Below are 26,447 nucleotides of genomic sequence, written 5' to 3' on the forward strand. Positions count from 1 at the left end.
AGAGCCAGAATCGGGAAAAGCAATGAGCGATATCGAACGCGAAGCGATGGACTACGATGTTGTCGTCGTGGGTGCAGGCCCCTCAGGGCTGTCGGCGGCAATCCGTCTGAAACAGCTCGACCCGGATCTCGATGTGGTCGTACTTGAAAAAGGGTCCGAAGTGGGCGCCCATATCGTCTCGGGGGCCGTCATGGATCCCGCGGGGCTCGACGCGCTGATCCCGGACTGGAAGGACAAGGGCGCCCCGATCACCACGAAGGTGAAGAAGGACGAATTCTACATGCTCGGCGAGGGCGGCCAGATCCGGCTGCCCAACATGATGATGCCGCCGCTGATGAACAACCATCACTGCTACATCGTCTCTCTCGCCAACGTCTGCCGCTGGATGGCCGAGCAGGCCGAAGCGTTGGGTGTTGAGATCTTTCCGGGCATGGCCTGCTCCGAGCTGGTCTATGGCGAGACTGGCGAGGTCAAGGGTGTGGTGGCCGGCGAGTTCGGCCGGAACCCCGATGGCACGCCCGGCCCGGGGTACGAGCCCGGCATGGTGCTGAACGGCAAGTATGTCTTCATCTCCGAAGGGGTGCGCGGGTCGCTGGCGAAGGAGTTGATCGCCAGGTACGAGCTCGACAAGGAGTGCGATGTTCCCAAGTTCGGCCTCGGGATGAAGGAGATCTGGGAGATCGACCCCGCAAAGCACCGCGAAGGCACGGTCACGCATACGATGGGCTGGCCGCTCGGTTCGAACGCAGGGGGCGGTTCCTTCATCTATCACATGGAGAACAACCAGGTCTGTGTCGGTTTCGTTGTACACCTGAACTATGCCAACCCAACCCTCTTCCCCTACATGGAGTTCCAGCGGTTCAAGCATCACCCGATGCTCAAGGAATTGCTGGAGGGTGGCAAGCGTGTGGCCTATGGCGCCCGTGCGATCTCGGAGGGTGGCTACCAGTCGATCCCGAAGAGCTGTTTCCCCGGCGGCGCGCTGCTCGGCTGTTCCTCCGGCCTGATCAACGTGCCTCGGATCAAGGGCATCCACAACGCGATGCACTCCGGCAAGGAAGCCGCCGAAGCCGCCCATGCCGCGATCAAGGCCGGGCGCGCCAGCGACGAGCTGACGGACTACAACGAGGGCCTGCGCACCGGCCCCGTCGGCAAGGATCTCAAGCCAGTCCGCAACGTGAAGCCGCTCTGGTCAAAGTTCGGACTGTTGGGCGGCCTCGCCTTTGGCGGGCTCGACATGTGGCTGGGCTCCAAAACCGGCTGGAATCCCTTCGGCACGATGAAACATGGCAAGACCGACGCGCAATCGACGAAAGACGTACGCGAATGCCAGCCGATCGAGTACCCGAAGCCGGATGGAAAACTCTCCTTCGACCGGCTGACCAACGTGAGCTTTTCCATGACCAGCCATGAGGAAAGCCAGCCCTGCCACCTGAAGCTGGCCAACGAAGAACTGGCCGTGCGCGAAGACCTTGGCCGCTACGCCGGCATATCCTCGCGCTATTGCCCCGCCGGGGTCTACGAGTTTGTCGAGGACGACGGGGCCGCACCGCGGTTCGTCATCAACTTCTCCAACTGCGTCCACTGCAAGACCTGTGACATCAAGGATCCGACCGGGAACATCACTTGGACCGTCCCGCAGGGCGGCGACGGGCCGAACTACCCGAACATGTGATCGGGACCAACACCGACCACGGCCCGGGCCATGTCCCCGGGCCGTTTTTCTTTGGGCCAGGCCACTTTGCCCCGGTGTTCCGTCCGGTTCACAGGTGTGTTCTCGCTGCCCGACCTGCAATTTCCCGCTCACGTTCACGTCAACCGGGCCACCTTGGGCCGGGGATCTTCAGCGGCGTCTATTGTTTCGCCCCCGTGCCAGAGCTACGGTATCCGTCAGCAGTTGATGATGAGGCCGAGCACTTGCCCCGTATCCATTCCCTTCGCCTGACGCTGGCCACGGCCATCGGCCTTGCCCTCGCCACCCCCGTCCCTGCACAGGACGATCCCGGGCGGGGCTTCTCCGGTGCCTACCTGGCGGCGCGCCACGCCAGCTACCACAGCGACTTCCGGGCCGCTGCCGACTATTACACCCGCGCCCTCATGCGTGACCGGCGCAATCCCATGCTTCAGGAAAGCGCGCTCGTGGCCTATGCCGCGCTCGGCGAGATTGAGATGGCCGTGCCCATCGCGCGGCAGATGCAGGCCACCGGCCTCACCAGCCAGATTTCCAACATGGTCCTCATGGGAGGGGATCTGAAGGAGGAACAGTATCAGGCGGTCCTCGATGCTCTCGGGACGAAGCTGTCTGTCGGTCCGTTGGTCGACTCCCTCGTGGAGGCCTGGTGCCTTATGGGGCTTGGCCGAGTGGACGAGGCCATGGCGGCCTTCGACAAGGCATCCTCCGACACAGGGCTGATGGCCTTCGGACTCTACCACAAGGCCCTCGCGCTATCCCTCGCCGGCGATTTCGAAGCCGCCGAGGCGCTGTTCTCAGGCGAGGGCGGCGCGCCACTGCGCCTGACGCGTCGGGGCGCCATCGCCCATTCGCAGGTCCTGAGCCAACTTGATCGCAACGATCATGCGCTGGACCTGATCGCGGCAGGCTGGGGCTCGGACCTCGACCCGGGTCTCGAAGAGCTTGTCACGCGGCTCCAGGCGGGCGAGAAAATCCCCTTCAGCCAGATCGGTAGTGTTCAGGACGGGCTGGCGGAAGTCTTCTACACCGTGGCGGGTGCGTTGGAGGGTGAGGCCGCCGACAGCTACACGTTGCTCTACGCGCGGGTGTCCGAATACCTGCGCCCCGACCATGTCGATGCAATTCTCCTCGGGGCCGGCCTTCTGGAGGCGCAGGAGCAATACGACCTCGCCACCGAAGCCTACAACCGTGTCCCGCGCGACAATGCGGGCTTCCACGTGGCGGAGATCGGCCGCTCCGCCGCTCTTCGCGCCGCCGGCAAGAACGAGGCCGCGGTCGAAGTGCTGGAACAGCTCGCGGAAACCCATGGCGACATGCCGATCGTGCAGATCACCCTTGGCGACATGCTGCGCGGCGAGGAACGCTACGAGGAAGCCTCCAAGGCCTATGACGCCGCCATTGCGCTTTTCGACGAGCCGGACCCTGCGCAATGGATCGTTTACTACACCCGTGGGATCACCCATGAGCGCATGAAACGCTGGGATGAGGCCGAACCCGATTTTCTCAAGGCGCTGGAGCTCAATCCCGGCCAGCCACAGGTGCTCAATTACCTCGGCTATTCTTACGTCGAGATGCAGACCAACCTCGACGAGGCGCTTGCGATGATCGAGGAGGCCGTCGCCGCCCAGCCCGGCTCGGGCTACATCACCGACAGTCTGGGGTGGGTCCTGTATCGCATGGGAAAATATGACGAGGCCGTCATCCATCTGGAGCGCGCTGCCGAACTCATGGCGGTGGACCCGATTGTCAACGATCACCTCGGCGATGCCTACTGGGCTGTCGGCCGAAGAATCGAAGCCGAGTTCCAGTGGCACCGTGCACTGTCCTTCGACCCGGAACCGGAGGAGGCGGAGCGCATTCGCCGAAAGCTCGACGTCGGGCTGGACCTCGTGCTGGAGGAAGAAGGGGCGGAGCCGCTTCATGTCGCCAACGACGACGGTTGAGGCCTTCGCCCCGGCCAAGATCAACCTGACGCTACACGTCACAGGACAGCGCCCCGACGGATACCACCTGCTGGACAGCCTCGTGGTTTTCGCGGATGTCGGAGATACGATCTCCGCAGAGGACGCGCCCGACACATCCCTGGCGGTGGACGGCCCGCGCCGCGCTGGCGTCCCGGTGGATGATGGCAATCTGGTGCTGAAGGCAGCGCGCCTCATGCCCGGCGCGAATGCCGCGCTCACACTGACCAAGCGTCTGCCTGCCGCCTCCGGGATTGGCGGTGGCTCGGCGGATGCCGCGGCAACCCTGCGCGCGCTGCATGCCCTGACCGGCGCCCCCCTGCCCGATGGTCGTGACGTGCTGGCGCTTGGCGCAGACGTTCCTGTTTGCCTTGAGGGTCGCGCTGTGCGGATGTCCGGGATAGGGGAGAGGCTTGCCCCGGTGCCCCCCTTGCCACCACTTCCCGCCGTCCTCGCGAATCCGGGCATCGAGGTTCCGACACCGTCGGTTTTCAAAGCCCTCGCGCGCAGGGACAACGCACCGATGCCGGACATCCCGCAGTTCACCACGCCGGGTGAAATCGCGGAATGGCTGGCAACACAGCGCAACGACCTCGAACCGCCGGCCCGGAAGCTGGCGCCGCAGATCACCGAGACGCTGACTGCTCTCTCTGCTTTGCCCGGCTGCCAACTCGCCCGCATGTCCGGATCGGGGGCCACTTGCTTCGCGCTTTTTTCTACTCCTGAGGAAGCGGAGAGCGCCGCCCGAAGCCTTCGGCAGAATCACCCGGACTGGTGGACAGCGGCCACACGCCTGAGCTGATCCGGCAATTCCGACGTGCACGCGGCTGGGCAGCTAGTGGCTCAGAGGTTGTCCTCGACCCGGAACCCGGACGGGATGCCATCGCGCCCCTCCAGCACAAGGTCCGCCATGACCTCGGCCACCTTCGGCGCCATGCCGAAGCCGATCTTGAACCCTCCATTTGCCACGAAATGTCCCGGTCTGCCCGGCCATTGCCCCAGCATGGGCGCACGACTTCGCGAGCGTGGACGAAGCCCCGCCCACCGGTCGATCACCGGTGCGTCCCGGAGGGCCGGGCAAACGGCCCGCGCCCGGTCGATCACCTCGTCGAGTCTGGCATCGGTCGTGTCCGGCGCGTCGAACTCACGCTCTGTCGTGGAGCCGATGGCCACCGTGCCGTCTACATGCGGGATCACGTGGACTGAATCGGCCAGGAGCTGCGGCATCTCCGCCCGATCCAGCTTGAAGCAGGCGGCCTGACCCTTGATCGGTGCTCCGATCGTCTTTCCCAAAGCCACGCTGAGCTCCTCCAGCCCCCGGTGGCCGATCGCCCAGACGACACTGCCTTCGTCCTCGGCATCGCCAAACACGACCTCGCCGCCACGGGCCTCGATGGCGGCAACCAGTGCCGCGGCCGCCTGCCGGGGATGCAGCCGCGCCGACAGCGTCTCGTGGATCAGCTTGCCGGTGGGACCGGGCAGCAACCAGTCGGCATAATCCGCAGCCGGCACCACGGACCAGATCGCCTTGCCTTGCCAAAGCTCCGCTGCCTCGCGCCCGCGTGCCTCAGACCGGTCCAGCGCCGCATCGTCGAGAATCGGCTGCAACCGTCCGCTACGCAGATATCCCGGATCCCTGCCGGACACTGCTGCCACCTCGGCCCAGAATCGCTCCGCCATGATCAGGCTCTCGAACTGGAACGCCTTTTTCGGGTTCCAGTTCTCGGGCACATGGGGTGCCAAAGCGCCGACAAGCCCGCCCGACGACCCCGCGCCGATACGTTCGCGCTCGATCAAGCGCACATTGGCGCCGCGGCGGCACATTTCCCAGGCGCAGGCCAATCCGAAGATACCCCCGCCGCGTACAGTCACGTCGATCCTTGCCAAGGTCGCCCCTTTCGCCCAATCTCCGCGCGATTCCATGGAGGTCTAGGGCAAGTGGGCGACGGGAGCCAGAGGGTTGCGGTAACCTGGCGGGACGGTGACGTGCCGGTTTCGACCCGGTTCGAAGATCCATATTACTCGCTGGAGGATGGGCTGGCCGAAACCCGCCATGTCTTTCTCGCGGGCAACGACCTTCCCGCTCGGCTGGCTGCCGGTTTTCACGTGGCGGAACTTGGTGTCGGTACCGGGCTGAACCTGCTGGCGCTCGCGGCCTGTGCCAAGGAGGTGGGCTGCAGCACCCTGAAATACACTGGTTTCGAAGCGTTCCCACTTTCCAGGGACGCGTTGCGCAAGGCGCTTGCACCCTTTGCCGACAAGGTGCCCCACGTGGAGGATCTGCTCTCTGCCTGGGCGCTGGACGGCTTTGCCGTACAGATTGGTCCGGTCGAGGCGCAAATGATAGTGGGTGATGCCCGCGAGACGCTGCCGCGTTGGGAGGGGGCGGCAGACGCCTGGTTCCTCGACGGCTTTGCCCCGGCCAAGAACCCCGAACTCTGGGAAGAGACACTGCTTGCGGAAGTCGGCGCACATACCGTGCCGGGCGGCACATTCGCCACCTATACCGCTGCCGGCGCGGTTCGGCGGGCACTCGGAGCGGCCGGTTTCGTTGTCGAACGTCCGCCGGGTTTCGGCCGCAAGCGCCACATGTCCACGGGAAGGAAAACCGGATGAATCAGGTCGGACAAAGCGCGCGCCTCGGCATCATCCTGATGATCGCGACCTGCTTCGTCTTCGCGGTACAGGACGGGATCTCCAGACACCTTGCCGGCGAATACAATGTCTACATGGTGGTCATGATCCGCTACTGGTTCTTTGCCGCCTTCGTTCTGACGGTCAGCGCGCGACAGGCCGGTTCGATCCGTGCCGCGGCGGCGACAAGTCAACCGGCGTTGCAGATCATTCGCGGGTTGCTGCTGACGCTGGAAATTCTGGTCATGGTCTCCGCGTTTGTGCTGCTGGGGCTGGTCGAGAGCCACGCCATCTTTGCCAGCTATCCGCTCATCGTGGCAGCGCTGTCCGGGCCGATCCTCGGCGAGAAGGTTGGCTGGCGCCGGGTGCTGGCCATCATGGTGGGGTTCATCGGCGTGCTGGTCATCTTGCAGCCCGGTGTCGCCGTCTTCTCCCCCTATGCGCTGGTCCCGCTGGCCGCCGCCTGCCTGTTCGCACTCTATGGGCTGTTGACCCGGCTGGCGGCGCGAAAAGACACCTCCGCCACGAGTTTCTTCTGGACCGGGACTGTCGGTGCGGTGGCGATGACGGCCATTGGCGGGTGGTACTGGGAACCGATGACTGCCCCGGATTGGGGTTGGATGGCGGCGCTTTGCGTCTCCGGTGCCTTCGGCCACTGGTTGCTGATCCGCTGCTACGAGGTCGCGGAAGCCAGCGCGGTGCAGCCCTTCGCCTATTTCCAGCTGGTCTTTGCCACGTTCTTCGGTGTCGTCATCTTCGGCGAAGCCCTGGAAACGAATGTTCTGGTTGGTGGCGCAATCGTCATCTCGGCGGGGCTTTTCACCGCGCTGCGCGCCCGGGCACACGGCTGAAGACGCTTACCGACGGGGGCGATGGAAGCAACGGGGCAGGTGGGGGCTCCCGCCCGCGATGCAGCGCGCCCAAGGGACGCTTGATCGCAGTTGGGCCGGGCCGCGCCTTCGGCGCGGTGGGACAAGTTCCGGGCGACTGTCCCCGGATCTATCCGTTTCGCAGGAAATCCACGACCGAAACGTCTCCCGTCTCCCCGGTCAGCCGGGCGCGATAGACCAGGATCGATTCCGAAACACGCATCACGTAGTTCCGGGTTTCGCGGAACGGGATGAGTTCGATCCAGTCGATGACATCCACAGCCTTGGAACGCGGGTCGCCTCGCGCCGCGGTCCAGTCCAGCGACCGCCCCGGCCCGGCATTGTACCCGACCGATACCAGCACCGGAGCCGGTCCAAAGACCTCGATCAGTCCCGCGAGATAGGTCGACCCGAGGGTCACGTTGTATTCCGGATCACCGGTCAGGCCATCACGGTCATAGGAGATCCCCAGTTCTGCCGACACGTCCTTTGCCGTGCCCGGCATCAATTGCATGAGCCCGCGCGCACCTGCCGGGCTCACCACCACGGGATCAAACTCGCTCTCCCGCCGGGCAATCGCCAGCGCCAGTTCCTTCGGCACTGGCAGATCGCGGTCCATGAGTGGACTGGTCGGGAAATACGCCGCCGGCAGCACGACGCCCCCACGCGCCGCCCGCTTGGCGATCATCAGGGCAAGGTGCGGCTGTTTCAGTTGCAGCATGAGCGCGCCCAGCGTGCCCGCCTGATCGCGATCAAGTTCTTCGACCAGATGGGTCAGGAATCGCTCCGCCTCGCTGAGTTCTCCGGCATCGAGAAGCAGCAGGCCGGCCACAAGCACGGAACTGTCCTTCAGCGGGCTCTCCTCCAGCGCCGGGAACACTTCCCGCCCGGTCAGGGTCGGATCCATCGCGTAGCCGCCGGCCTCCGCCGCGAGAAGGCCATAGAAGCTGGTCTGGTGTTTCGCCCCGACTTCGTAGGCGGCCTGCGCCCCCTCGCCGTCTCCCATCGCCTCCAGAGCGCGGCCACGCCAGTAGCCCGACCGCCCGAGGCTAATCGGTGTCGCCACGGCACCGGTGAACCGGTCGAAATGCCATAGCGCCAGCTCGGGGTCGTTCAGGAACCGGAGCGCGAGGAACCCCGACAACCATTCCAGATCAGCGAAGCTGGATCCCTCAACAAGGAAGTGACGGCTTGCGAGCGCATATGCATCCTCTGCCTGTCCTTCCTGCATGAGTTGGCGTGCGTAGATCCGGCGCCGGTTCGCCCATTTCTCCGGACGCCCGAGTGCCTCGGGGCTGGTCGAGCGTTCCCGCATCAGCGCGATGGCATCGTCCCTTCGCCCCTTGCGCGCACGCCATATGAACCGTTCGTAGGCAAGTCCGGCGTCTTCGCGCAACGCCTCTGGGACCGCCTCGATCCGTGCGTCCACCCCCGGCTCGCGCGCGGCCAATGTCATGCGTGCGGCTGCCAGCGCCTGCCACCCTTCGGAGACACGCCCCATCATTCGCCGCGCAGTGGTCGTCCTGCCACGCCAGAGAAGATCGTTCAGCCGTGCCTCGTGGTGCTGCGACAGCAGCTTCGGATAGAGGGCAAGAAGGGCGGATTCGCTCTCGATCGACAGCGTGCGGGTGCGCCACGCCATGACCGCAAGCGCCTCTGCATCGCCGGACTGGCCCAACGCCCGATGCGCCTGCACCAGGCGCAGAACACCGGTGCCAGTCTGCGGCAGATCGCCGCCGAAATAGGCCAGAACCTCATTCGGGTCGGCGTCCTCCGGGATCGAGCCCTCGCCCCGGGTCCGCAACAGTGCCAGCCCGGGCCAGTCCGCGCGGCGGGACAGGAAATCGCGATAGGCGTCGAACTCTGCCTGCCCGCCCTGACGCAGTCGGAACCACTCGATGATGTCGCGTCCCTCTTCGCCAGCGGGTCCGGCGGCCACGATCGCACCGCGCCAGTTGCCTTCGCGCATCTGCGAGATTGCCTCGCCGAGCGCTTTCGCCTGGGGCGTGGTATCGGCGGCGAGCCCGAAGGGTATCAGCCACAGGAAAAGGACAGTGAAAACGATCCGCACAGGACACCTGGTTCGACAAATCGGGGACGACGCGCCGAAACACTAGACGAACCATTCCCCATCGCAACTCACAAACTTGGCAAGCGGGGATCCTGTCTGTAGGGTCCGCCGCGTTTTGACAGGTAGACTCAGGGCATAGTGCCCGCCCCAGACGCGCCGCCGGCGCGGGAATCGGAGGAAAACAATGATCAAAGGCTCACTTCCCGCTCTGGTGACTCCGTTCAAAGACGGCAAACTGGATCATGAGACCCTCGATTCGCTGGTGGAATGGCATATCGAGATGGGCTCCAACGGGTTCGTGCCCGTCGGAACCACCGGCGAGAGCCCGACCCTGAGCCACGCAGAGCACGGCGACGTGGTCGAACAGGTCGTGAAGGCCGCGGCCGGGCGCGTGCCCGTGGTCGCGGGCGCGGGTTCCAACAACACCGCCGAGGGGATCGGCCTGATCCGTCACGCGGAGGCCGTCGGTGCGGACGCGGCGCTGGTCGTCACGCCCTACTACAACAAGCCGACGCAGGAAGGGCTGTACCAGCACTTCAAGGCGATCCACGATGCCAGCTCGCTGCCGATCATCATTTACAATATCCCCGGACGCTCGGTTGTGGACATGGCCCCCGACACGATGGGGCGGCTGGCCGAACTGCCGAGGATTGCCGGCGTCAAGGATGCGACCGGCGACATTACCCGGGTCAGCCTTCAGCGGCAGACCTGTGGCAAGGATTTCATCCAGCTTTCGGGTGAGGATGCCACTGCGCTCGGGTTCAATGCACATGGCGGGATCGGCTGCATCTCGGTCACAGCGAACGTTGCGCCGAAGCTCTGCGCGGAGTTCCAGGCGGCGACCTTGGCGGGCGACTACACGAAGGCGCTGGAATACCAGGATCTGCTGATGCCACTGCACACGGCGATCTTCATCGAACCGGGACTTGTCGGCGCGAAATACGGCCTGTCCCTGCTCGGAAAGTGCTCCGAAGAGGTGCGCCTGCCACTTGTCGGGCTGACCGACGGCACGAAAAAGGCCATTCGTGCGGCGATGACCCACGCGGGCCTGCTCGACTGACGCCACCGGGGTGCGGCCCATCGCGGGAGGCGCAACGACGAGGGCTTTGAACGGCCTTCGTCACCCCGACTCCGGTGTCAGTCGCTGTCCCCGGCACCCGCAGGATCGAAGGTCAGGATCAGCTTGAACAGACAATAGGCGCCGAGCGCCCCGACCAGAATGCCCCATGTCAGGTTTCCGGTCGCAAATTCCACCGCGGCCCAGCCCAGCGTCACGACGACGATCACGACGCGCCGCCACAACGGTGCGTAGAACGGGTGACTTGGGTCGATGAGTGTGAAGCGCATCCTGTCCATCCTGTTGCAGGCGCCCATGATGCGGCAGCGCCATGGCAAAGGCAAACCGATGGCAGCGTCGCGGCGCGGGCGGCAGGTCGCATGGCCCTTGGAACTTGCCCGCCAAAAGCCTATATCCCGCCCCCATGGCAAAGCCCAAAGACAATCCGAACTACAAAGTGATCGCCGAGAACCGGCGGGCACGGTATGACTACGCGATCGAGGATGACCTCGAATGCGGTATCGCGCTCACTGGCTCGGAAGTGAAGAGCCTGCGCACGACGTCAGCGAATATCGCCGAGAGCTACGCGGCGGTGGAAAATGGCGAGTTGTGGCTGGTAAACAGCTACATTGCGCCCTACGACCGCGCCATGTTCGGACATGAGGAACGACGGCGGCGCAAGTTGCTGGTCTCCCGCAAGGAGCTTTCCCGGCTGTGGAACGACACCCAGCGGAAGGGAATGACGCTGGTACCGCTAGTGCTGTACTTCAACCACAAGGGTATCGCGAAGCTGAAGATCGGTATCGCGAAGGGCAAGAAGACCCAGGACAAGCGCGCGACCGAGGCCAAACGTGATTGGAACCGTCAGAAGCAAAGACTGCTCAGACACGGCGAGTGACCAAACGGCAATAGCGGACATGGCGCGCGGCGTCGCGCAATGGGCATGTCACGCACCGGGCGACACACGCAGTGGTCGCGGTGCATGTCGATGATCGAGCCGCCACCCGCTCCCGTCCGGCCTGTTGGCACCCCGGCACCGACGACCGTTCGTTCCGCGCAGATGATCTGGAGTGCACGCCGTGCATGCGAGCGCCGGGGATGCCTGCCGCACGGGCGCCTTGCTCTTGCGTCCAAGCCCATACGGCACTAGCACTTTCTGACCAGACAGGTCGACGGAGGGAATGATGGACCACAGTGATCCCAGGACATTGGTGAGCACCGACTGGTTGGCCGCCCACATGACCAATCCGGATCTGCGAATTCTGGACGCCTCCTGGTACCTGCCGAGCGCCGGGCGCGACCCGCGCGCCGAGTACAATGCAGAGCATATCCCCGGCGCCCGTTTCTTCGATATCGACGAGATCTCGGATCACCGCTCCGATCTGCCGCATATGGTTCCGCCGCCGGAGAAGTTCATCAGCCGTATGCGCCGGTTGGGTGTGGGCGACGGGCACCAGGTCGTGGTGTACGACGGTGCCGGCCTGTTTTCGGCCGCGCGGGTCTGGTGGTTGTTCCGGCTGATGGGGCATTCCGACATCGCGGTTCTCGACGGTGGTCTGCCCCGTTGGAAGGCCGAGGGCCGTCCGCTTGAGGATCACCCCCCGAGCATGCGCGACCGGCATATCACCGTGCGGCGGCAATCTCACATGGTGAAGGACGTCACTCAAGTGGCCCATGCCGCCAAGCTCGGCGACTGGCAGATCCTCGACGCGCGCAGTCCGGAGCGGTTCCGCGGTGAGGTGCCCGAACCCCGCGAAGGCCTGCGGTCGGGCCACATACCCGGCTCCATCAACGTGCCGTACGGCACCTTGCTGAATGCGGATGGCACGATGAAGTCGCCGGAGGACCTCCGCAAGACTTTCGAGCAGGCGACCGTGAACCTGGACAAGCCCGCGATCACGACCTGCGGTTCCGGCGTGACCGCCGCAGTGATCACGCTGGCGCTCGCCCGGCTCGGCCACACACGAAACGCCCTCTATGACGGATCCTGGGCGGAATGGGGCGCCTATCCCGACCTGAAGGTGGAAACCGGATGACCATAACGCCCGCAGGAACTGAAATCCGCTATACCGTCACCTGGCTGGAGATGACGCGCCGTCCGACGTTCCCGCATCCGCCCTTGCCGGTGGGCAAACCGGCCGCGCTGCTCAAGGCTGACGAGCCGCCGGCCTGGTTCTTTCTCGGACTCTACGATGCGGTCGGACGGCACTATGCCTGGGAGGACATGTTCGAGCGGCCGGAAGAGGAACTCGAAGCCTGGCTCAAGGACCCGAACACTGCACTCTATACGCTGATGCGGAGCGGCTGGCCCCACGGGTTCTTCCTTCTGGACTACCGGGAGGCGGGGATCTGCGACATCGTCTATTTCGGCCTTGTGCCACAGGCGGTCGGTCGCGGGCTCGGGCGGTTCCTGCTCGAAAGTGCCATCCTGACGGCCTGGGAATTCCCCGGCGTCGAGAAACTCACGGTGAACACCTGCTCTCTGGATCACCCGCGCGCACTCGGTACCTACCAACGCTGCGGCTTCGAACCTGTTCGCCAGCAGGAGTTCACGCGGGTTCTGAAACGCCCCCTCGACGTCAGCCGCATTCCCTCCTGAGGTCCGATGTTCGAAACCCACATCCCCCCCGAACCCGACAAGATCCTCCGGGTCATGGCCGAGTTCGCGGCCGATCCCCGCCCTGACAAGATTGACCTCGGCGTGGGCGTCTACCGGTCAGAGGCTGGAACAACTCCCGTGCTCCGCGCCGTGAAGGCCGCCGAGGCGCGGCTTCTGGACGAACAGACCACCAAGGGCTACGTCGGGCTCGCGGGCGATCCGCACTTCCACGCGGCGATGCGGACGCTGGTGCTTGGCAATACGGTACCCGCCGATCGGATCGCCGCGCTTGCCACCCCAGGCGGCACCGGCGCGGTCCGGCAGGCCTTCGAGTTGATCCGTCTTGTGCGGCCCGGTGCCGTGGTGCACACCAGCGCCCCAACCTGGCCCAACCACGAGTCCATCCTCGACACGCTGAAGATGCCCTGGCGCCCGTACCGCTACTACGATCCGGCCACCGGTGGTGCGGATGCCGAGGGCATGATGGCGGACCTCGATGCGGTTGCGGAGGGTGATGTCGTGCTGTTGCACGGCTGTTGCCACAATCCGACCGGCGCGGACCTGAGCGTATCGCAATGGGTGGAACTGGCCGACCTTCTGGCGCGGCGCGGAGCCGTCCCGATGATCGACCTTGCCTATCAGGGCTTCGGCATGGGGCTTGATGCGGATGTTGAGGGGTTGCGGGCATTGGCGCAGCGATTGCCGGAGGCGCTGATCACCCTGTCCGGTTCGAAGAACTTCGGCCTCTACCGGGACCGCGTCGGCCTTGTGCTCGCTCTGTGCGACGGCCCCACTGTTCGAGACGCGATTCAGGGCAGGCTCGCATGGCTCAATCGCCAAACCTATGCCTTTCCGCCGGATCACGGGGCGGCTGTGGTCACGACAATCCTGGGCGATGCCGGTCTGCGTGGCGACTGGGAGGCTGAGCTGGGTGATATGCGATCACGCATCCTGTCCATGCGGCAGTCGCTTGCCGTACAGCTCCGATCCGAGACCGGCTCGGAGCGTTTCGATTTCCTGACTGCCCATCAGGGCATGTTCTCCCGGATCGGCGCTACCCCGGAACAGGTTCTGCAACTTCGGGAGCAACACGCGGTTTACATGGTCGGGGACGGACGTATCAATATGGCCGGCCTGACGCCGGGCATCGTGGCACCATCCGCCCGCGCCATCGCTGCTGTCCTCGGCTGAAATCCGAGCCTGTCTGTCGGAGTCAGGTCAAGCAGTGGGCATACGGCGCTTGCGTCGGCGGAATGCGAGGCCACCGAGCCCGAGCGCACTCGTCAGTGTCAGAAGACCGGGCGGTCCCGGGACAGAGGACACCTGACCGCCCGCGCCCCCGCTCGTCGGCTTCGCGGTCATCGCGGTCAACTGACCCCGGTAGGTCAACCTGTCCGCACCGTTCCTGAACTGCAGAACGAAGCTCTTTTTGCTGAAGAGACCCGGGTCGATTTCATCCGGCATACTGTCGTTGGTGAAGACACCCGTCTTCGCCTTGTCGAGCAGCGTGATCCGCAGGAAGTTGAAGCTATAGTCGCCAAGAGCACCGTAGGTTGACTTGTCTTGAAACTGGTAGCGGTCCTTCGCTTTGGCCCCGTCCTGGTTTCGGATCTGCGACCTGAACCTCTCCTTGCCCGGGACGCCACTCGCATAGGACCCGCCGCTCCAGGCGAACCCAAAGGCACTCGAAAGCACCCCCTTGTTGTAGAGTCCGATACTCGCATTGCCCGGCTTGGTATCAGCGACGTCTGGATCAAGCGCGAAGCTCCCGATGACTTGCACCCTGTCGGACGCCAGGAAAGGTGAGTCTTGCGCCTGTCCCTTGATCTTCCTGATTGTCAGAACGTAGTCGTACGTAACCGTGGCGGCACCTGCCCGGTCAGGCACAGCCATCAGCGTGGCCAGGCCGGCAAGTGCCGCCAAGAATGCATTCGGGAAACCGGTTCCAGTCATTCATCCAACCATTCTTCAAGTGCACCGAGCGATCCCTCACCCGAGCGCCAACCTCTCAACACCGGGTATACGAACAAATGGTCAGCATTGGGGCACGACTCGGGCGCGGCAGACATGCTGCCAGTTGGACCCGACCGACCAGGTCGCCGCGAGCCGCCGGCAATTCCCGAAAACCAATTCGGCGCGACCCACGTATGACCCCGCGTGCCGTATCGTCCATCTCCATGCGCCATTGAAATTCATTCCCACTAAGCAAACTGAATTTCTGGACCTCCACCAAAGCATCCGTTGACCACCCCATTGGCGGAGCCGGCACCCTGGCCGCAACGCGCGATCCCATCTTAACCGCACGTTAGACGACAGTCGGTATCTGGCTTTGGACTCATGGCAATTCCGGATACCTGCACCATGCTGCAAAAAAGCCTATCCCGCCTCTCCACCCGATTTTATGCGATTGTGGTACTGGCAACGGTCCTCACGGCCATTCTTGCCCAGACGCTGCTTTCTCTCGCCCTGGACAACGCCTACGCGACCCGGGAACACCACCTGAGCGACGTTGTGGAGACTGCCGTGGGCGTTCTGGGTGACCTCGATGCGCAGGTCCGCGACGGCATCCTGACCCAACAGGAAGCACGATCGGAAGGGCAGCGCATCCTGACGGAACTGAGGTATGGTGAGGCGGGCTACTTCTACGTCTTCGACCACGATCTGAATATCGTTGCTCACCCATTTCTCCCTGATTTGGTAGGGACAAATCAGGCCGATTACGAAGACGCCGAGGGACTGAAGGTTTACAAGGAACTGCGGGAAATCGCATTGAAAGACGGTTCCGGGATGCTTGAGTACTTCTTCACAAAACCGGGCTCGGACACTCCCGAGGCCAAGCTCGGCTTTGTGACAAACTACGACAACTGGAACTGGATCATCGGCACCGGATCCTACACGGGAGATATTCGAGCCGAGCTGTCCCAGTTGCGCCTCATCAGCATCTATGTACTCGGGGCAGGCATTCTGGTCCTGATCGTTGCCTCAACGCTCCTGGTTCGCAGTGTCACCAAACCGATCACAGCAATTGTCGTTCGGATGCAAGAAATGCAGGCCGGCAATCTGGCGTCGCCAGTGCCCTTTACCGACGGAAAGAGCGAAATCGGGCAGATGGCAAGGTCTATCGACGCGTTCCGGGAAGGACTCGTCGAGAGCGAACGGCTCAAGAATGAACGTGCGGAAAAGGAGGCTGAACTGGCGCGGGAACGAGAGGAAACGCTCGCACAGAAACTCGCACTGGAGGAGCAGCAGGCGAGAGACGCAGAACGGCAGAGGGAAACCGAAGAGCGCCAGCGTGAAGAGCAGGAGGAGTTGCGCAAGAAAAACGAGGTGGAACGTGAGGAAGCGCAGGCCAGGCAAGAAGGCGTGGTCAACAGCCTGTCCGATGCTCTGAGCGCGATGGCCCAGGGCGACCTGACAGTACGTATCGACACCGCATTCCCCGAGAACTACGAGACGCTTCGCCGTGACTTCAACAATGCGGTGGAGAAAGTTGAAGACCTGTTGGGATCGATCGTCGAAGGATCTGCGGCGATCCGCAATGAAAGCGATACGCTGGAGACGGCAGCCTCCGACCTGAGCCGACGCACTGAATCTCAAGCCGCGTCCCTGGAAGAAACGGCTGCAGCCATCACCGAGCTTACCGCCTCTGTCGAGCATTCAAGCGAAGGCGCACGGGATGCCGCCACCACGGTCTCCCGGGCGCGCGAGAAGGCGGAAGCGGGGCGCGAGGTTGTTCAACGAACAATCGGTGCAATGAGCGAGATTGCTTCAAGTTCGGAGAAAATCTCACGGATTACCAGCGTCATCGACGACATCGCCTTCCAGACCAATCTTCTGGCATTGAATGCCGGTGTCGAAGCTGCTCGGGCGGGCGAGGCTGGGCGCGGGTTTTCGGTGGTGGCATCAGAAGTCCGTGCATTGGCCCAAAGATCCTCCGATTCCGCACGCGAGATCTCCCAACTTATCGCAACCTCCTCGCAGCAGGTGGACAGCGGCGTCTCGCTTGTAAACGACTCCGGCCAAGCGCTTGAAGAGATCGGGGGAATGGTCGCCACGCTCAACGAACTCGTCGCCTCTATCGCCGAGACATCCACCCAGCAGGCCACCAGCCTCACGGAGATATCGACAGCGGTAAATCGCCTCGATCAGGTAACGCAACAGAACGCTGCAATGTTCGAAGAAACCACTGCCGCAGTTGCATCACTTCAGAGCCAATCCGAGATGATCGAGCGAAGCGGGAGTAGCTTCACTCTATCCCGTGGAATCGTTCGAAGACCGCGAAGCGAGCCAGCGGCTGAAGTGCCCGTTGCCGCCCCAAGCTCAAGCGGTTCACCGACACCACCAGTTTCGATCGCCGTCGGGCAGGATATTTCACAACTCCAACCTGCCAGTGACGACGACGATTGGACGGATTTCTAGATTTCGGCCGACAAGGCACCTCCATGGTGCAGCAAAACGGGCGCTAGTTTTGCTGGTGCACAACAGGGAACACGTTGCATCGATCGGCTTCGCCGTAAACCTGCAGTGGTTTGCCGGACTCGAGAACTTGGCGCCGCAGTGACGCACCGAGTGTAGATGACGGCTAGAAATGGTACCGTGGCCCAATTGTGGCAATGCACATCTGTCAAAATCTGATCGTGCCCCCCCGGATCGCGGCTCGAAAGGGATGGGTTTCACCTGTACCCTTTTGGGCAATTCGTAGGCGGAGATTGCAGTGGGTATGGAAGGCCCTCGAGTGCGCGCGCGGGCATGGTTCCAGTAGGTACGGCAATCTCAAATTCCGCCTCCAACCCAACTAGAACCCCTGGCTGCTCAGGCTGCCAGGTCGCGGGCAGCAAAGTGTCCGATCCTCCAACGCTGCCCGGTCCTCTCGACCGCCCCCCGGATAGCAAAATCGGCGAGATCATTGCCGAAGTGGCATTCGATCCCCACGAATGCCACGGCACAAGGGCAGTCTGTGGAGCCGTATCCGCCCTCCCGCCGTGCTGGAATCGCGGTCCCGCAAACAAGCTATTTCCGAAGCGGTTTGAAGCTGTGAAACAACACTTGCAACGAAAGTTTGGCGCGGATCATACAACGGCAATGGAGCGAGTTCACTTCAAACGACTAGAAACGAGACTTCTCAAGGCTTGCAGGCAGACCTCTGCAGTTCGGTGGGTGCAATTTTTTTTTGAAACGGCTGAATCAGCTCTCGTGGTAGATAGCACCGATCGCCAAGCTGCCCACTTTCAAGTGCACTATTTCCGTTCTCTACGGCCTAACCGCGACCTTCCAACCAATCCAAAGGCAAACAGAAATGCCCAACTGGAGTAGAGAGTAGTCCAGCCTACTTCGCGAATTTTGCAGATATGCAATAAGCCCTTCAAACAGGCGCGATAGTTGGAAGCAGTTTCCTGTGCTTGATCCAGAGCGGGTTTGTGGGGCCAATTGATAGAACACAGTCGGTTCGCTTCGGAGTAATTCAATCTGCTTTGGAGTGCCCGGGCGGCTCTCTTACCGCATCATGACCGGGCGCAATGCCTTGCCGCCGCGGCGGTGTCGCAGCATCCACAGGTGCGGGTCCTGAACTGTTTACTTGGACTTGACCTCGCTGTCGCGTCACCACTTTCTGCCCCGCAACCCAAAAGGAACCGCATCTCGAACTGGCAACGTGTTTGGGCCACTCAAAATGTTGCCACCGCATCTCGGGACTTGTTCCGTCAAGATACTAGACTGATTCAGATCGACTATCGCAATCCAACTCCACCCGACCTGCTGCGGGATCCTCCACGAGCTCCTTCAACCCGGTTCTCCCGTTCGCATGGTTCATGGTTTCCGAAACCCGCGACGTGACTCCAGATACCTAAAGCGGCCATCCCAAGGATACTACTGCCGCCAGTCGAAAAACCCGGGTCCGGCGCGCTCAAGCAAGCTCAGCGCCATTGCGCGTCCAATCTCAGCGCCATCTGCGATCGCGCCATGGGTTGTCTCAGAAAGGCATTCGCTTCCATCCGGGCGAAGAACCTCGCCCCGAAACCGGACTTCCCCGCCGTCCAACTCGGCAAGCCCCGCGATCGGCGTTTCGCAGGAGCCATCAAGCGCCGCGAGGAATGATCGTTCAGCCGCGAGCCTTTGACCGGTCGGACCATGATGAATGGCCTCCAGCATTGCGGCGGTTTTGGTGTCACTGTCCCGCCGTTCGATTCCAATGGCTCCTTGCGCAACGGCGGGCAGCATCTCATCTGGCTCGATCGGCGCATGGGCAACCTCCAGGCCAAGGCGTTTCAGGCCAGCACAGGCCAGGAATGTGGCGTCTGCCACGCTGTCGCCAAGCTTCTGCATTCTGGTTTGAACATTGCCACGGAACTCGACCACCTTGAGATCGGGACGCCGGAACAAAAGCTGGGCACGACGTCGCAGGGAAGATGTGCCGACAACGGCGCCCTCGCGCAGCGCACCGAACGGGGCGCCATCCAGTGTCACGAAAGCGTCCCGAACATCTTCGCGCGGAAGGTAGCAATCGAGGACAAGTCCCGAGGGCTGCGCCACCGGCATATCCTTCATCGAGTGGACCGCGATGTCGATTCGCCCTGCCAGCAGATCCTCCTCGATCTCCTTGGTAAAGAGCCCCTTCCCTCCCAGGTCCTTCAGCGGCTTGTCGGCGGCGATCAATGCCCGGTCGTCTCCGGTGGTTCTGATCACGACGATCTCGAACGCCTCCATAGGCAAGTCGAAGGCTGCACCAAGTCGAGCGCGGGTCTCACGCGCCTGCGCCATGGCAAGCGGCGAGCCACGGGTGCCGATTTTCAGGGGCGAGGCGGGGGTTGGAAGCGCATCATTCATAGCCACAGTGCTTAATTGCCGCCCCGCTCGGAGACAACACCTCGCCGCCTTGACTTCCTGACGCAGAGACCGCACCCAACAGGGCACCGCAATGGGGAGAGAAACATGGCCGAAGGCAAGAAACTGCTGCGCGCGCTGGCGGGTGAAACCCAAGCCATCCCGCCGATCTGGATGATGCGCCAGGCGGGCCGCTACTTGCCGGAGTATCGCGCAACGCGTGCGCAGGCCGGGGACTTTCTTTCCCTTTGCTACAATCCGGACCTCGCCGCTGAAGTGACGCTACAGCCGATCCGGCGATACGGCTTCGACGCGGCGATCCTGTTCGCCGATATCCTGTTGATCCCGGACGCGCTGGGAGCGGACCTCTGGTTTGTCACCGGGGAAGGGCCGCGCCTTTCCACCATCACCTCCGAGGCCGACTTCGGGAAGCTCAAGGGCAAGGACGATATCCACGACCACCTCGCCCCGGTCTATGAAACGCTGCGAATCCTCTCCCGTGAGCTTCCCTCCGAGACTGCGCTGATTGGTTTCGCGGGAGCGCCATGGACCGTCGCCACCTACATGATTGCTGGCCGTGGGACGCCTGACCAGGGCCCCGCCCACGCATTGCGGGAAGGCAACACCGCCCTGTTCGAAGCGCTGCTCGACCGTCTGACCGAAGCCACAATCGAGTATCTCTCCTGCCAGGTCGAGGCCGGCGCCGAAACCCTGAAACTCTTCGACAGCTGGGCTGGCTCACTCAAAGGAGAGGCCTTTACCAAGTACGCTCTTGAACCCACGAAACGCATCATTGCAGAGCTGAAGTCCCGTCACCCGGGCGTGCCGATCATCGCCTTCCCACGGGAGGCGGGCGAGGCCTATGTCGGTTTCGCCAAGGCAACCGGGGCCGATTGTGTCGCCCTCGACAACTCCGTCAGCCCCGAATGGGGCGCCGAGAATGTGCAGGTCGATGGCTGCGTCCAGGGCAACCTCGCCTCATCACACATGGTGACTGGCGGACAGGCGCTGGTGGACGAAACCCGGCATATCGTCGAGGCTTTCTCGAAGGGCCCGCATATCTTCAACCTCGGCCACGGCATCACACCGGATGCCGACCCGGACAACGTTTCGCTCATGATTGAAACCGTGAGGGGCGGTTGAGCCGCGTCCTGTTGCCCCCCGATCAGGTCAGAGCCACGTCCGCCCCACTCCCGACCGGCCATTGGTGTAGCGGACTTTTTCGACGTGGCCTTGGCATACCAGTTCGGTGACTGCATGCCCGCGGGAATGGGCGTATCCGGAGTACGGGAACAGGGTTGAGGTCAGCCCCGCAGAGTAGCCCCTGCCCCGACAGCTTGACGCCAACGGCACGACAGCCACACTGCCCCGATGACATTCGCCGCTCTGACCGTACTGCTGACCATCCTCGCGACCGCGACCATGGCCGCCTCTGCCGCAATTCAGGCCGTACGGCATGAGTTCGACGCCTTCGGGGCGACGGTCCTTGCGATGACCACAGCGCTCGGCGGCGGCACTGTGCGCGACCTGTTGATCGGGCGCACACCGGTCTTCTGGATCACCGATCTCACCTATATCGCGACGACCATCCCGACCGCGCTCGGAACCTACTGGCTGGCCACCCGCATGGCATCTGGCAATGGCCGACGCGAACGCCTGCTCCTTCGTTTCGACGCTATCGGGCTCGCTCTCTTCACACTTGTCGGGATTGGTGTCGCGAACCAGGCGGCCACTACGCCGGTTATCGCAGTGATCATCGGCTGCATTACGGGAACCGTCGGAGGGATGATCCGCGACATGCTCTGCAACGAAACGCCGACCATCCTGCGGCGGGACCTCTACGCCACGATTTCCCTTGCCGGTGGCGCGCTCTATCTCGGACTGGCGACCATTGCGCCGGACCCGGTCGCGATCGGTGTCAGTTTCGCGGCAATGCTGGCCACCCGCCTTCTTGTGATCGAACGCAACTCACCTACCTGAGGTGAGGGGATGTCGCATCCGGTGCGCGCAGTTGGCCCGCGACGGGTTCAGCCGTCGTCCACCCCACAGTAGCACCTGGCCTCCGATTGCCGGACTCCGTGCTCAAGGTTTGGGTGTTGATCGACGGCCTCAGCCCACGTTCAGGGCCACTTCGCCTCCGGCGGCAGCGACATCAACACCGCGTTCGCATCGTGTCCGGTGGCCAGCCCGAACTTCGTGCCGCGGTCGTAGACAAGGTTGTACTCGGCATAAAGCCCGCGATGGATCAGTTGGGTTTCCTTGTCGTCCGGTGTCCATGGTGTGGCACGGCGACGCTCGGTCACTGGCACGAATGCCGGCAGAAATGCCTCACCAACCGAGCGTGTGAAGGCAAAATCCGCATCCCACGCGCCGGTGTTGAGATCGTCATAGAAGATCCCGCCGACGCCCCGCGCCCTGCCCCGGTGCGGGACAAAGAAGTATTCATCCGCCCATGCCTTGAACCGGTCGTAATAGTCGGCGCCATGTGCGTCACAGGCCGCCTTCATCTGGGCATGGAAATCAGCCGTGTCCTCGGCGTACTCGATGCAGGGATTGAGGTCGGCGCCACCGCCGAACCACCATGCATGCGGGGTCCAGAACATCCGGGTATTCATGTGAACCGCCGGCGTATGCGGGTTCTGCATATGCGCCACGAGGCTGATCCCGGACGCCCAGAATGTCGGGTCGTCGTCCATTCCCGGCACGCCCCGTGCGGCCATCGCCTTCTGTGCGGCGGCACCCAACGTTCCATGTACGGTGGAGACGTTGACGCCGACCTTTTCGAACACCCTTCCCCCGCGCATCACACTCATCAGGCCGCCGCCGGCATCGCTGCCGTCATCGGAGGCCCGCTTTGTTTCCCGCACCTCGAACCGGCCGGCCGGGGCGGCGGCAAACGGGCCCTCTGACTGTGAGTCCTCCAGGTCCTCGAACGCGGCAACGATCCGGTCGCGCAACTCCCTGAACCAACCGGAGGCACGGGCTTTGCGGTCATCGAAGGGCTCGGTCATGGCAAATCTCCTCGCTGGAACCCCTGCGCTAGCAGGTTTGATCCCACCAAGCCACCCCCATGGAAAGGCTGCAAAATCCTCCGGTTCGATATAGGCTCACAGGCATGACACGACTGATTCTCCTACTCGCCCTGCCTGTTGCACTGGTTGCCTGCACGACCCCGCGAGAGACTTGTCTGAAATCCGCGACGAAGGATCTCGCTGTAATCGACCGGTTGATCATCGAAACGCAGGGGAACCTGCAGCGTGGCTACGGGGTGACGCGAGAGCCCTATACCGCAAGCCGGGTCGACGTCTGCGTTGGCAGCGGACGGTATCGCTACGGGTCACCGGGGCTTGCCTGGAACTACTGCTCCCGCCCGGAGACCCGCTACCGCGACAAGCCGGTGGCAATCGACAGGACGGCGGAGAAACGCAAGCTTGCGGAGTTGAAGCAAACCCGCGCGAAGTTGGTCAAGGAGACCAACCAACGCATCGGGCAATGCGACCTGCGCTACCCGAACTGACGTGCCACCCGGCCTCAGTGGGCCGGCGCGGTCACCGGGTCGAGCAGCGTACGCCCGCCATCGACCGTCAGGATCTGACCGGTCATGAAAGCCGCAGCGTCAGAGGCGAGGAATTGCGCCGCCTCCGCGACCTCGCCGGGTTTCGCAATCCGCTTCATCGGGGTGTGGTCCCGGATCTCCGCCCGGAAATCCGCGTTTTCCTTCAACGCACCCTTGAGGCTGGACGACAGGACAGAGCCGAACGACACGCCGTTCACCCGGATGCGATGCGGCGCGAGGCTGACAGCCAGCGACCGGGTCATCTGGTCCAGCGCGGCGGTCGACACCGAGTAGCCCAGCAATTGCGGGTGAGTCCTGCGTGCCGCGATCGAGGACAGGTTGATGATCGAACCGATGGCGGGCGAATCCGAATCCCCCTCCTTTTCGGCCTGCTTGATCATGCGTTTACCCACCGATTGGCTGAGGCGCAGCGCTGTCATCAGGTTCTGCTGCAACAACACTTCCACGGCGTCGTCCTCTGGATCCAGCGGGTCGGACGGGAGCATCTGCCGGCAGGCATTGACGAGGATATCCACCCGTTCGAAGGCGTCGAGTGTCGCGGACAGGAGGTTGGCAATGGTGAGCTTCTCACGCAGATCACCGGCAAAGGCCCGGGCATTGCCCGCGTCGCCGTCGCCCTTCGCCTCTCCCAACTCGTCGCACAGGCGGGATTCGTCAATGTCGGCGAACATGACGTTCGCGCCCTGGTCAACAAAATGGCGGGCAATGGCGAGCCCGACGCCGTTGGCGGCGCCGGTCACGATGGCGGTCTTTCCAGCGATCGAAAATGTCATGGGATTACCGGTAGGTCTCTGCCTGTTCTGGGATGACGGGGATAGTAGTCGAATTCAGCGGCGGGTGCGCGTGACGGATTGCCCTTTGGGCCGACGCGCCGCGTAGAGCTTGAAACCCGGCGAGCCTTGCAGTTCGCGCAGCTCGCGAAAAGCCTCCTTCAGAGGCGCTTCGTATGGCAGGTGCCGGTTGGCCACGAGCCAGAGCGTGCCATGCGATGCAAGCACGCGCGCTGCGGTTGCGATGAAGGCGGCTCCCAGCGCCGGCTCGGCGGCGCGTCCGGTGTGGAACGGTGGGTTCATGACGACGTGGTCGAAGCCCTGCGCACTCGACCAGGTGGTCGCATCTTCCCACAGGAATCGTGCGCGGTCGTCCTCGCCTATGTTGCGACGTGCAGCCTCCGAAGCGGCGTGCTCGGCCTCGACGAGCACACATTCGGTCACGCCCTTGCGTTCCAGAACATGAAAGGCGAGATATCCCCACCCGGCCCCCAGGTCGCATACCCGCCCGGGCAGTTTGTCCGGCAATGCCCCGGCCAAGGCAACCGACGCCGGATCCGGACCGTCGGCCGAGAACATGCCCGGTGCCGTGACCCAACCGTTTTCCAGTTGCGTCAATGGAGGAAGATCCCAGTCCGCGAAGATGCCCGGCGTCGCCTGAACCTGAAATACCTTGCCGTGCGCTTTCGAGTAGGGCGCGGAAACCTCCGCGCGTTTCTTTGCGTCACGCAGGATGGAATCGACCCCGTCGGTCTTGTTGCCGTCGACAATAACCGGCCCACCATGTGCAGTCGCCCGTGCAAGCAATGCCCGCGCTTCTGCCTTGGCCCGCGGAAGGATCACCACCGCTGCGGCAAAGTCCTCGGGGATCGCGGTCGATACCGAATACCCACGCTGTTCCCAACTGTCATATGCCGCTCGATTCCCCTGCACGACATCCACGCGCTCACGCGGCAGCCCCGAAAGGTCGCTGTCCGCGCGCGGGCGCAGCACGGCAATCCGCCCCGTCTGCGGCAGGTGTACGGATTGGTTGCGGAGGGCGAGGGTCAGGCGGCTATCGGACATGGGGCGGGGGTGTAGCGGTTTGGGCCGATGGGGTCACGCGGAAACTCACCTTCGCTTCTCAGGCAGAATTCGAACACGCCCAAGGCGCCGGTCTCCTCCGGCGCAGAGTGGAGCGGCGACCAGGCGCTACTCCTTCTCCATCGTGCATTGCAGAGGGTGTTGATGACGCCGCGCAAAATCCATGACCTGCGCCACCTTTGTTTCGGCCACTTCGTGACTGAAGACACCGACAACAGCGACGCCCTTCTTGTGGACGACGAGCATGATTTCGAATGCCTGCGCGTGGGTCAGCCCGAAGAAACGTTCCAGAATGTGAACGACAAACTCCATCGGTGTGTAGTCGTCGTTCAGCAACAACACCTTGTAAAGCGGCGGGCGCTGCGTTCGCGTGCGCGTCTTGACCGCCAGGCCGGCATCGCCGTCGGTCTGGTCGTCGTCCTTGTCGGACATCACGAGGTGTTGGAAGCGGGTCAATGTACCAGTCGCTCCGGGGTCGATTGGGATTTGCGGCGTTGAGACGGTTTATATAGGTGGAGGACGGCCTCTGAAAAGGGGCCAGTCCCATGCAACACCGTGACGGCCAATGAAACTGACGACAATTGCTTTCGATGCCGATGACACGCTCTGGCACAACGAGCGGTTCTTCACGCTGACACAGGACCGATTCGCCGACCTCCTGAGCGCCTACACCGAGCGGGATCACCTGGATGAGCGGCTACTGTCAGCCGAGAAACGGAATATCGGGCACTATGGGTACGGCATAAAGGGATTCGTTTTGTCGATGGTCGAGACCGCCATCGAGGTCACCGAGGAGAAGGTTCCAGCCCACGTGATCCGGGAGATCCTGGACATGGGGCGCGACATGCTGCGCCATCCGATCGAATTGCTCCCCCATGCCCGAGACGCCGTCGTGGCCATGGCCAAGTCGCATCACCGCGTGGTTCTTGTCACCAAGGGCGACCTGCTCGATCAGGAGCGCAAGCTCTCGGAATCATCGCTCCGGGACCATTTCGACGCTGTTGAGATCGTTTCGGAGAAGACGCCGGATATCTACCGCCGCATCTTCGCCGAACATGGCGACGGGTCGGAACGCTCGATGATGGTCGGCAACTCCATGAAGTCGGACGTGTTGCCCGCCATTGAGGCCGGCGCCTGGGGTGTGCATGTCCCCTTTGACCTCGCCTGGGCGCTCGAACACGCCGAAGCTCCGGAAGGACATGACCGGTTCCGGGTCCTCGACAACCTCGGCCAGCTTGCAGAACTGGTTGGCGAGATCGGCTGAATGTTGTGGCACCGAGGGGGCACGCCCCCGAGATGTTGCGCTGTTGCGTG

At 63.2% G+C, this 26,447-nt stretch carries 24 protein-coding genes; 15 read left to right on the forward strand and 9 right to left on the reverse strand.

The genetic code is table 11. From position 1 onward, the window contains the following. Positions 1 to 22 precede the first annotated feature (22 nt). The 3 genes from CLV78_RS10330 to CLV78_RS10340 all read left to right on the forward strand — a co-directional run bounded on the left by CLV78_RS10330 (position 23) and on the right by CLV78_RS10340 (position 4,456). Positions 23 to 1,675 carry an electron transfer flavoprotein-ubiquinone oxidoreductase gene (locus tag CLV78_RS10330; RefSeq protein ID WP_106204726.1) on the forward strand — a complete coding sequence of 551 codons (1,653 nt, stop codon included), beginning with the start codon at positions 23 to 25 and terminating at the stop codon, positions 1,673 to 1,675. A 242-nt stretch (positions 1,676 to 1,917) separates the two neighbouring features. After that, positions 1,918 to 3,636 carry a tetratricopeptide repeat protein gene (locus tag CLV78_RS10335; protein WP_245924943.1) on the forward strand — a complete coding sequence of 573 codons (1,719 nt, stop codon included), beginning with the start codon at positions 1,918 to 1,920 and terminating at the stop codon, positions 3,634 to 3,636. Next, positions 3,614 to 4,456, forward strand: a complete 843-nt coding sequence (locus tag CLV78_RS10340; protein ID WP_106204727.1) for a 4-(cytidine 5'-diphospho)-2-C-methyl-D-erythritol kinase — start codon at positions 3,614 to 3,616, stop codon at positions 4,454 to 4,456. The genes CLV78_RS10335 and CLV78_RS10340 overlap by 23 nt, the downstream gene beginning before the upstream one ends. 41 nt (positions 4,457 to 4,497) lie before the next feature. Here CLV78_RS10340 and CLV78_RS10345 read toward each other — a convergent pair whose 3' ends face one another. After that, the gene (locus CLV78_RS10345) at positions 4,498 to 5,541 is read right to left on the reverse strand and encodes an NAD(P)/FAD-dependent oxidoreductase (protein WP_106204728.1); all 1,044 of its coding nucleotides are present in this window, start codon (positions 5,539 to 5,541) and stop codon (positions 4,498 to 4,500) included. A 51-nt stretch (positions 5,542 to 5,592) separates the two neighbouring features. Here CLV78_RS10345 and mnmC2 point away from each other — a divergent pair, with 51 nt between their 5' ends. After that, complete coding sequence (gene mnmC2, locus CLV78_RS10350) at positions 5,593 to 6,270, forward strand: tRNA (5-methylaminomethyl-2-thiouridine)(34)-methyltransferase MnmC2 (RefSeq protein ID WP_106204729.1); 678 nt, start codon at positions 5,593 to 5,595, stop codon at positions 6,268 to 6,270. Further along, positions 6,267 to 7,139, forward strand: a complete 873-nt coding sequence (locus tag CLV78_RS10355; RefSeq protein ID WP_106204730.1) for a DMT family transporter — start codon at positions 6,267 to 6,269, stop codon at positions 7,137 to 7,139. The genes mnmC2 and CLV78_RS10355 overlap by 4 nt, the downstream gene beginning before the upstream one ends. A 148-nt stretch (positions 7,140 to 7,287) precedes the next feature. On the opposite strand, the gene CLV78_RS10360 is transcribed toward CLV78_RS10355, so the two are convergent. Then, the gene (locus CLV78_RS10360) at positions 7,288 to 9,228 is read right to left on the reverse strand and encodes a lytic transglycosylase domain-containing protein (protein ID WP_245924945.1); all 1,941 of its coding nucleotides are present in this window, start codon (positions 9,226 to 9,228) and stop codon (positions 7,288 to 7,290) included. Positions 9,229 to 9,412: 184 nt separating this feature from the next. On the opposite strand from CLV78_RS10360, the gene dapA reads away from it, so the two are divergent. Continuing rightward, positions 9,413 to 10,288, forward strand: coding sequence for a 4-hydroxy-tetrahydrodipicolinate synthase (gene dapA, locus CLV78_RS10365; RefSeq protein ID WP_106204732.1), 876 nt, complete (start codon positions 9,413 to 9,415; stop codon positions 10,286 to 10,288). A 77-nt stretch (positions 10,289 to 10,365) separates the two neighbouring features. Here dapA and CLV78_RS10370 read toward each other — a convergent pair whose 3' ends face one another. Beyond that, positions 10,366 to 10,575: a hypothetical protein gene (locus CLV78_RS10370; protein ID WP_106204733.1), complete on the reverse strand. Its 210-nt coding sequence runs from the start codon at positions 10,573 to 10,575 to the stop codon at positions 10,366 to 10,368. A 134-nt stretch (positions 10,576 to 10,709) separates the two neighbouring features. Here CLV78_RS10370 and smpB point away from each other — a divergent pair, with 134 nt between their 5' ends. From smpB to CLV78_RS10390, 4 genes are all read left to right on the forward strand, one after another. Continuing rightward, positions 10,710 to 11,183, forward strand: a complete 474-nt coding sequence (gene smpB / locus CLV78_RS10375; protein ID WP_106204734.1) for an SsrA-binding protein SmpB — start codon at positions 10,710 to 10,712, stop codon at positions 11,181 to 11,183. A gap of 283 nt (positions 11,184 to 11,466) precedes the next feature. Next, positions 11,467 to 12,321 carry a 3-mercaptopyruvate sulfurtransferase gene (sseA, locus tag CLV78_RS10380; protein ID WP_425427932.1) on the forward strand — a complete coding sequence of 285 codons (855 nt, stop codon included), beginning with the start codon at positions 11,467 to 11,469 and terminating at the stop codon, positions 12,319 to 12,321. Further along, positions 12,318 to 12,884 (forward strand): GNAT family N-acetyltransferase, encoded by a 567-nt coding sequence (locus CLV78_RS10385; protein ID WP_158263503.1) that lies wholly within the window; start codon positions 12,318 to 12,320, stop codon positions 12,882 to 12,884. The genes sseA and CLV78_RS10385 overlap by 4 nt, the downstream gene beginning before the upstream one ends. 6 nt (positions 12,885 to 12,890) lie before the next feature. Next, entirely contained in the window at positions 12,891 to 14,075 is a 1,185-nt protein-coding gene (locus tag CLV78_RS10390; protein ID WP_106204737.1) for an amino acid aminotransferase, read from the forward strand. A gap of 27 nt (positions 14,076 to 14,102) precedes the next feature. Here the strand turns inward: CLV78_RS10390 and CLV78_RS10395 are convergent, their stop codons facing one another. Then, positions 14,103 to 14,837, reverse strand: a complete 735-nt coding sequence (locus CLV78_RS10395) for a hypothetical protein (protein ID WP_106204738.1) — start codon at positions 14,835 to 14,837, stop codon at positions 14,103 to 14,105. Between the two features lie 408 nt (positions 14,838 to 15,245). Here CLV78_RS10395 and CLV78_RS10400 point away from each other — a divergent pair, with 408 nt between their 5' ends. After that, positions 15,246 to 17,303 (forward strand): methyl-accepting chemotaxis protein, encoded by a 2,058-nt coding sequence (locus tag CLV78_RS10400; protein ID WP_245924948.1) that lies wholly within the window; start codon positions 15,246 to 15,248, stop codon positions 17,301 to 17,303. Positions 17,304 to 18,749: 1,446 nt separating this feature from the next. Here CLV78_RS10400 and hemC read toward each other — a convergent pair. Further along, positions 18,750 to 19,706: a hydroxymethylbilane synthase gene (hemC, locus tag CLV78_RS10405; RefSeq protein ID WP_106204740.1), complete on the reverse strand. Its 957-nt coding sequence runs from the start codon at positions 19,704 to 19,706 to the stop codon at positions 18,750 to 18,752. Positions 19,707 to 19,811: 105 nt separating this feature from the next. On the opposite strand from hemC, the gene hemE reads away from it, so the two are divergent. Together hemE and CLV78_RS10415 are read left to right on the forward strand one after the other, a co-directional pair. Next, a complete protein-coding gene (gene hemE / locus CLV78_RS10410) occupies positions 19,812 to 20,846 on the forward strand; it encodes a uroporphyrinogen decarboxylase (protein WP_106204741.1) in 1,035 nt (344 codons plus the stop codon). 228 nt (positions 20,847 to 21,074) lie between these two features. Next, positions 21,075 to 21,683: a trimeric intracellular cation channel family protein gene (locus tag CLV78_RS10415; protein WP_106204742.1), complete on the forward strand. Its 609-nt coding sequence runs from the start codon at positions 21,075 to 21,077 to the stop codon at positions 21,681 to 21,683. A 140-nt stretch (positions 21,684 to 21,823) separates the two neighbouring features. On the opposite strand, the gene hemF is transcribed toward CLV78_RS10415, so the two are convergent. Continuing rightward, the gene (hemF, locus tag CLV78_RS10420) at positions 21,824 to 22,714 is read right to left on the reverse strand and encodes an oxygen-dependent coproporphyrinogen oxidase (protein WP_106204743.1); all 891 of its coding nucleotides are present in this window, start codon (positions 22,712 to 22,714) and stop codon (positions 21,824 to 21,826) included. Between the two features lie 104 nt (positions 22,715 to 22,818). Between hemF and CLV78_RS10425 the strand changes: the two genes are divergently transcribed. Further along, positions 22,819 to 23,220, forward strand: coding sequence for a hypothetical protein (locus tag CLV78_RS10425; RefSeq protein WP_106204744.1), 402 nt, complete (start codon positions 22,819 to 22,821; stop codon positions 23,218 to 23,220). Between the two features lie 14 nt (positions 23,221 to 23,234). Here the strand turns inward: CLV78_RS10425 and CLV78_RS10430 are convergent, their stop codons facing one another. From CLV78_RS10430 to clpS, 3 genes are all read right to left on the reverse strand, one after another. Continuing rightward, on the reverse strand, positions 23,235 to 24,053 hold the full coding sequence (locus tag CLV78_RS10430) for an SDR family NAD(P)-dependent oxidoreductase (protein WP_106204745.1): 819 nt from the start codon (positions 24,051 to 24,053) through the stop codon (positions 23,235 to 23,237). A gap of 54 nt (positions 24,054 to 24,107) precedes the next feature. Beyond that, positions 24,108 to 25,115, reverse strand: coding sequence for a class I SAM-dependent methyltransferase (locus CLV78_RS10435; protein WP_106204746.1), 1,008 nt, complete (start codon positions 25,113 to 25,115; stop codon positions 24,108 to 24,110). Between the two features lie 126 nt (positions 25,116 to 25,241). Next, positions 25,242 to 25,565 (reverse strand): ATP-dependent Clp protease adapter ClpS, encoded by a 324-nt coding sequence (gene clpS, locus CLV78_RS10440; RefSeq protein WP_106204747.1) that lies wholly within the window; start codon positions 25,563 to 25,565, stop codon positions 25,242 to 25,244. Between the two features lie 133 nt (positions 25,566 to 25,698). Here clpS and CLV78_RS10445 point away from each other — a divergent pair, with 133 nt between their 5' ends. Continuing rightward, entirely contained in the window at positions 25,699 to 26,397 is a 699-nt protein-coding gene (locus CLV78_RS10445; RefSeq protein ID WP_106204748.1) for an HAD family hydrolase, read from the forward strand. Positions 26,398 to 26,447: the final 50 nt, after the last annotated feature.

The sequence above is a fragment of the Aliiruegeria haliotis genome (assembly GCF_003003255.1).
In the GTDB taxonomy this organism is placed as follows: Bacteria; Pseudomonadota; Alphaproteobacteria; order Rhodobacterales; family Rhodobacteraceae; genus Tropicimonas; species Tropicimonas haliotis.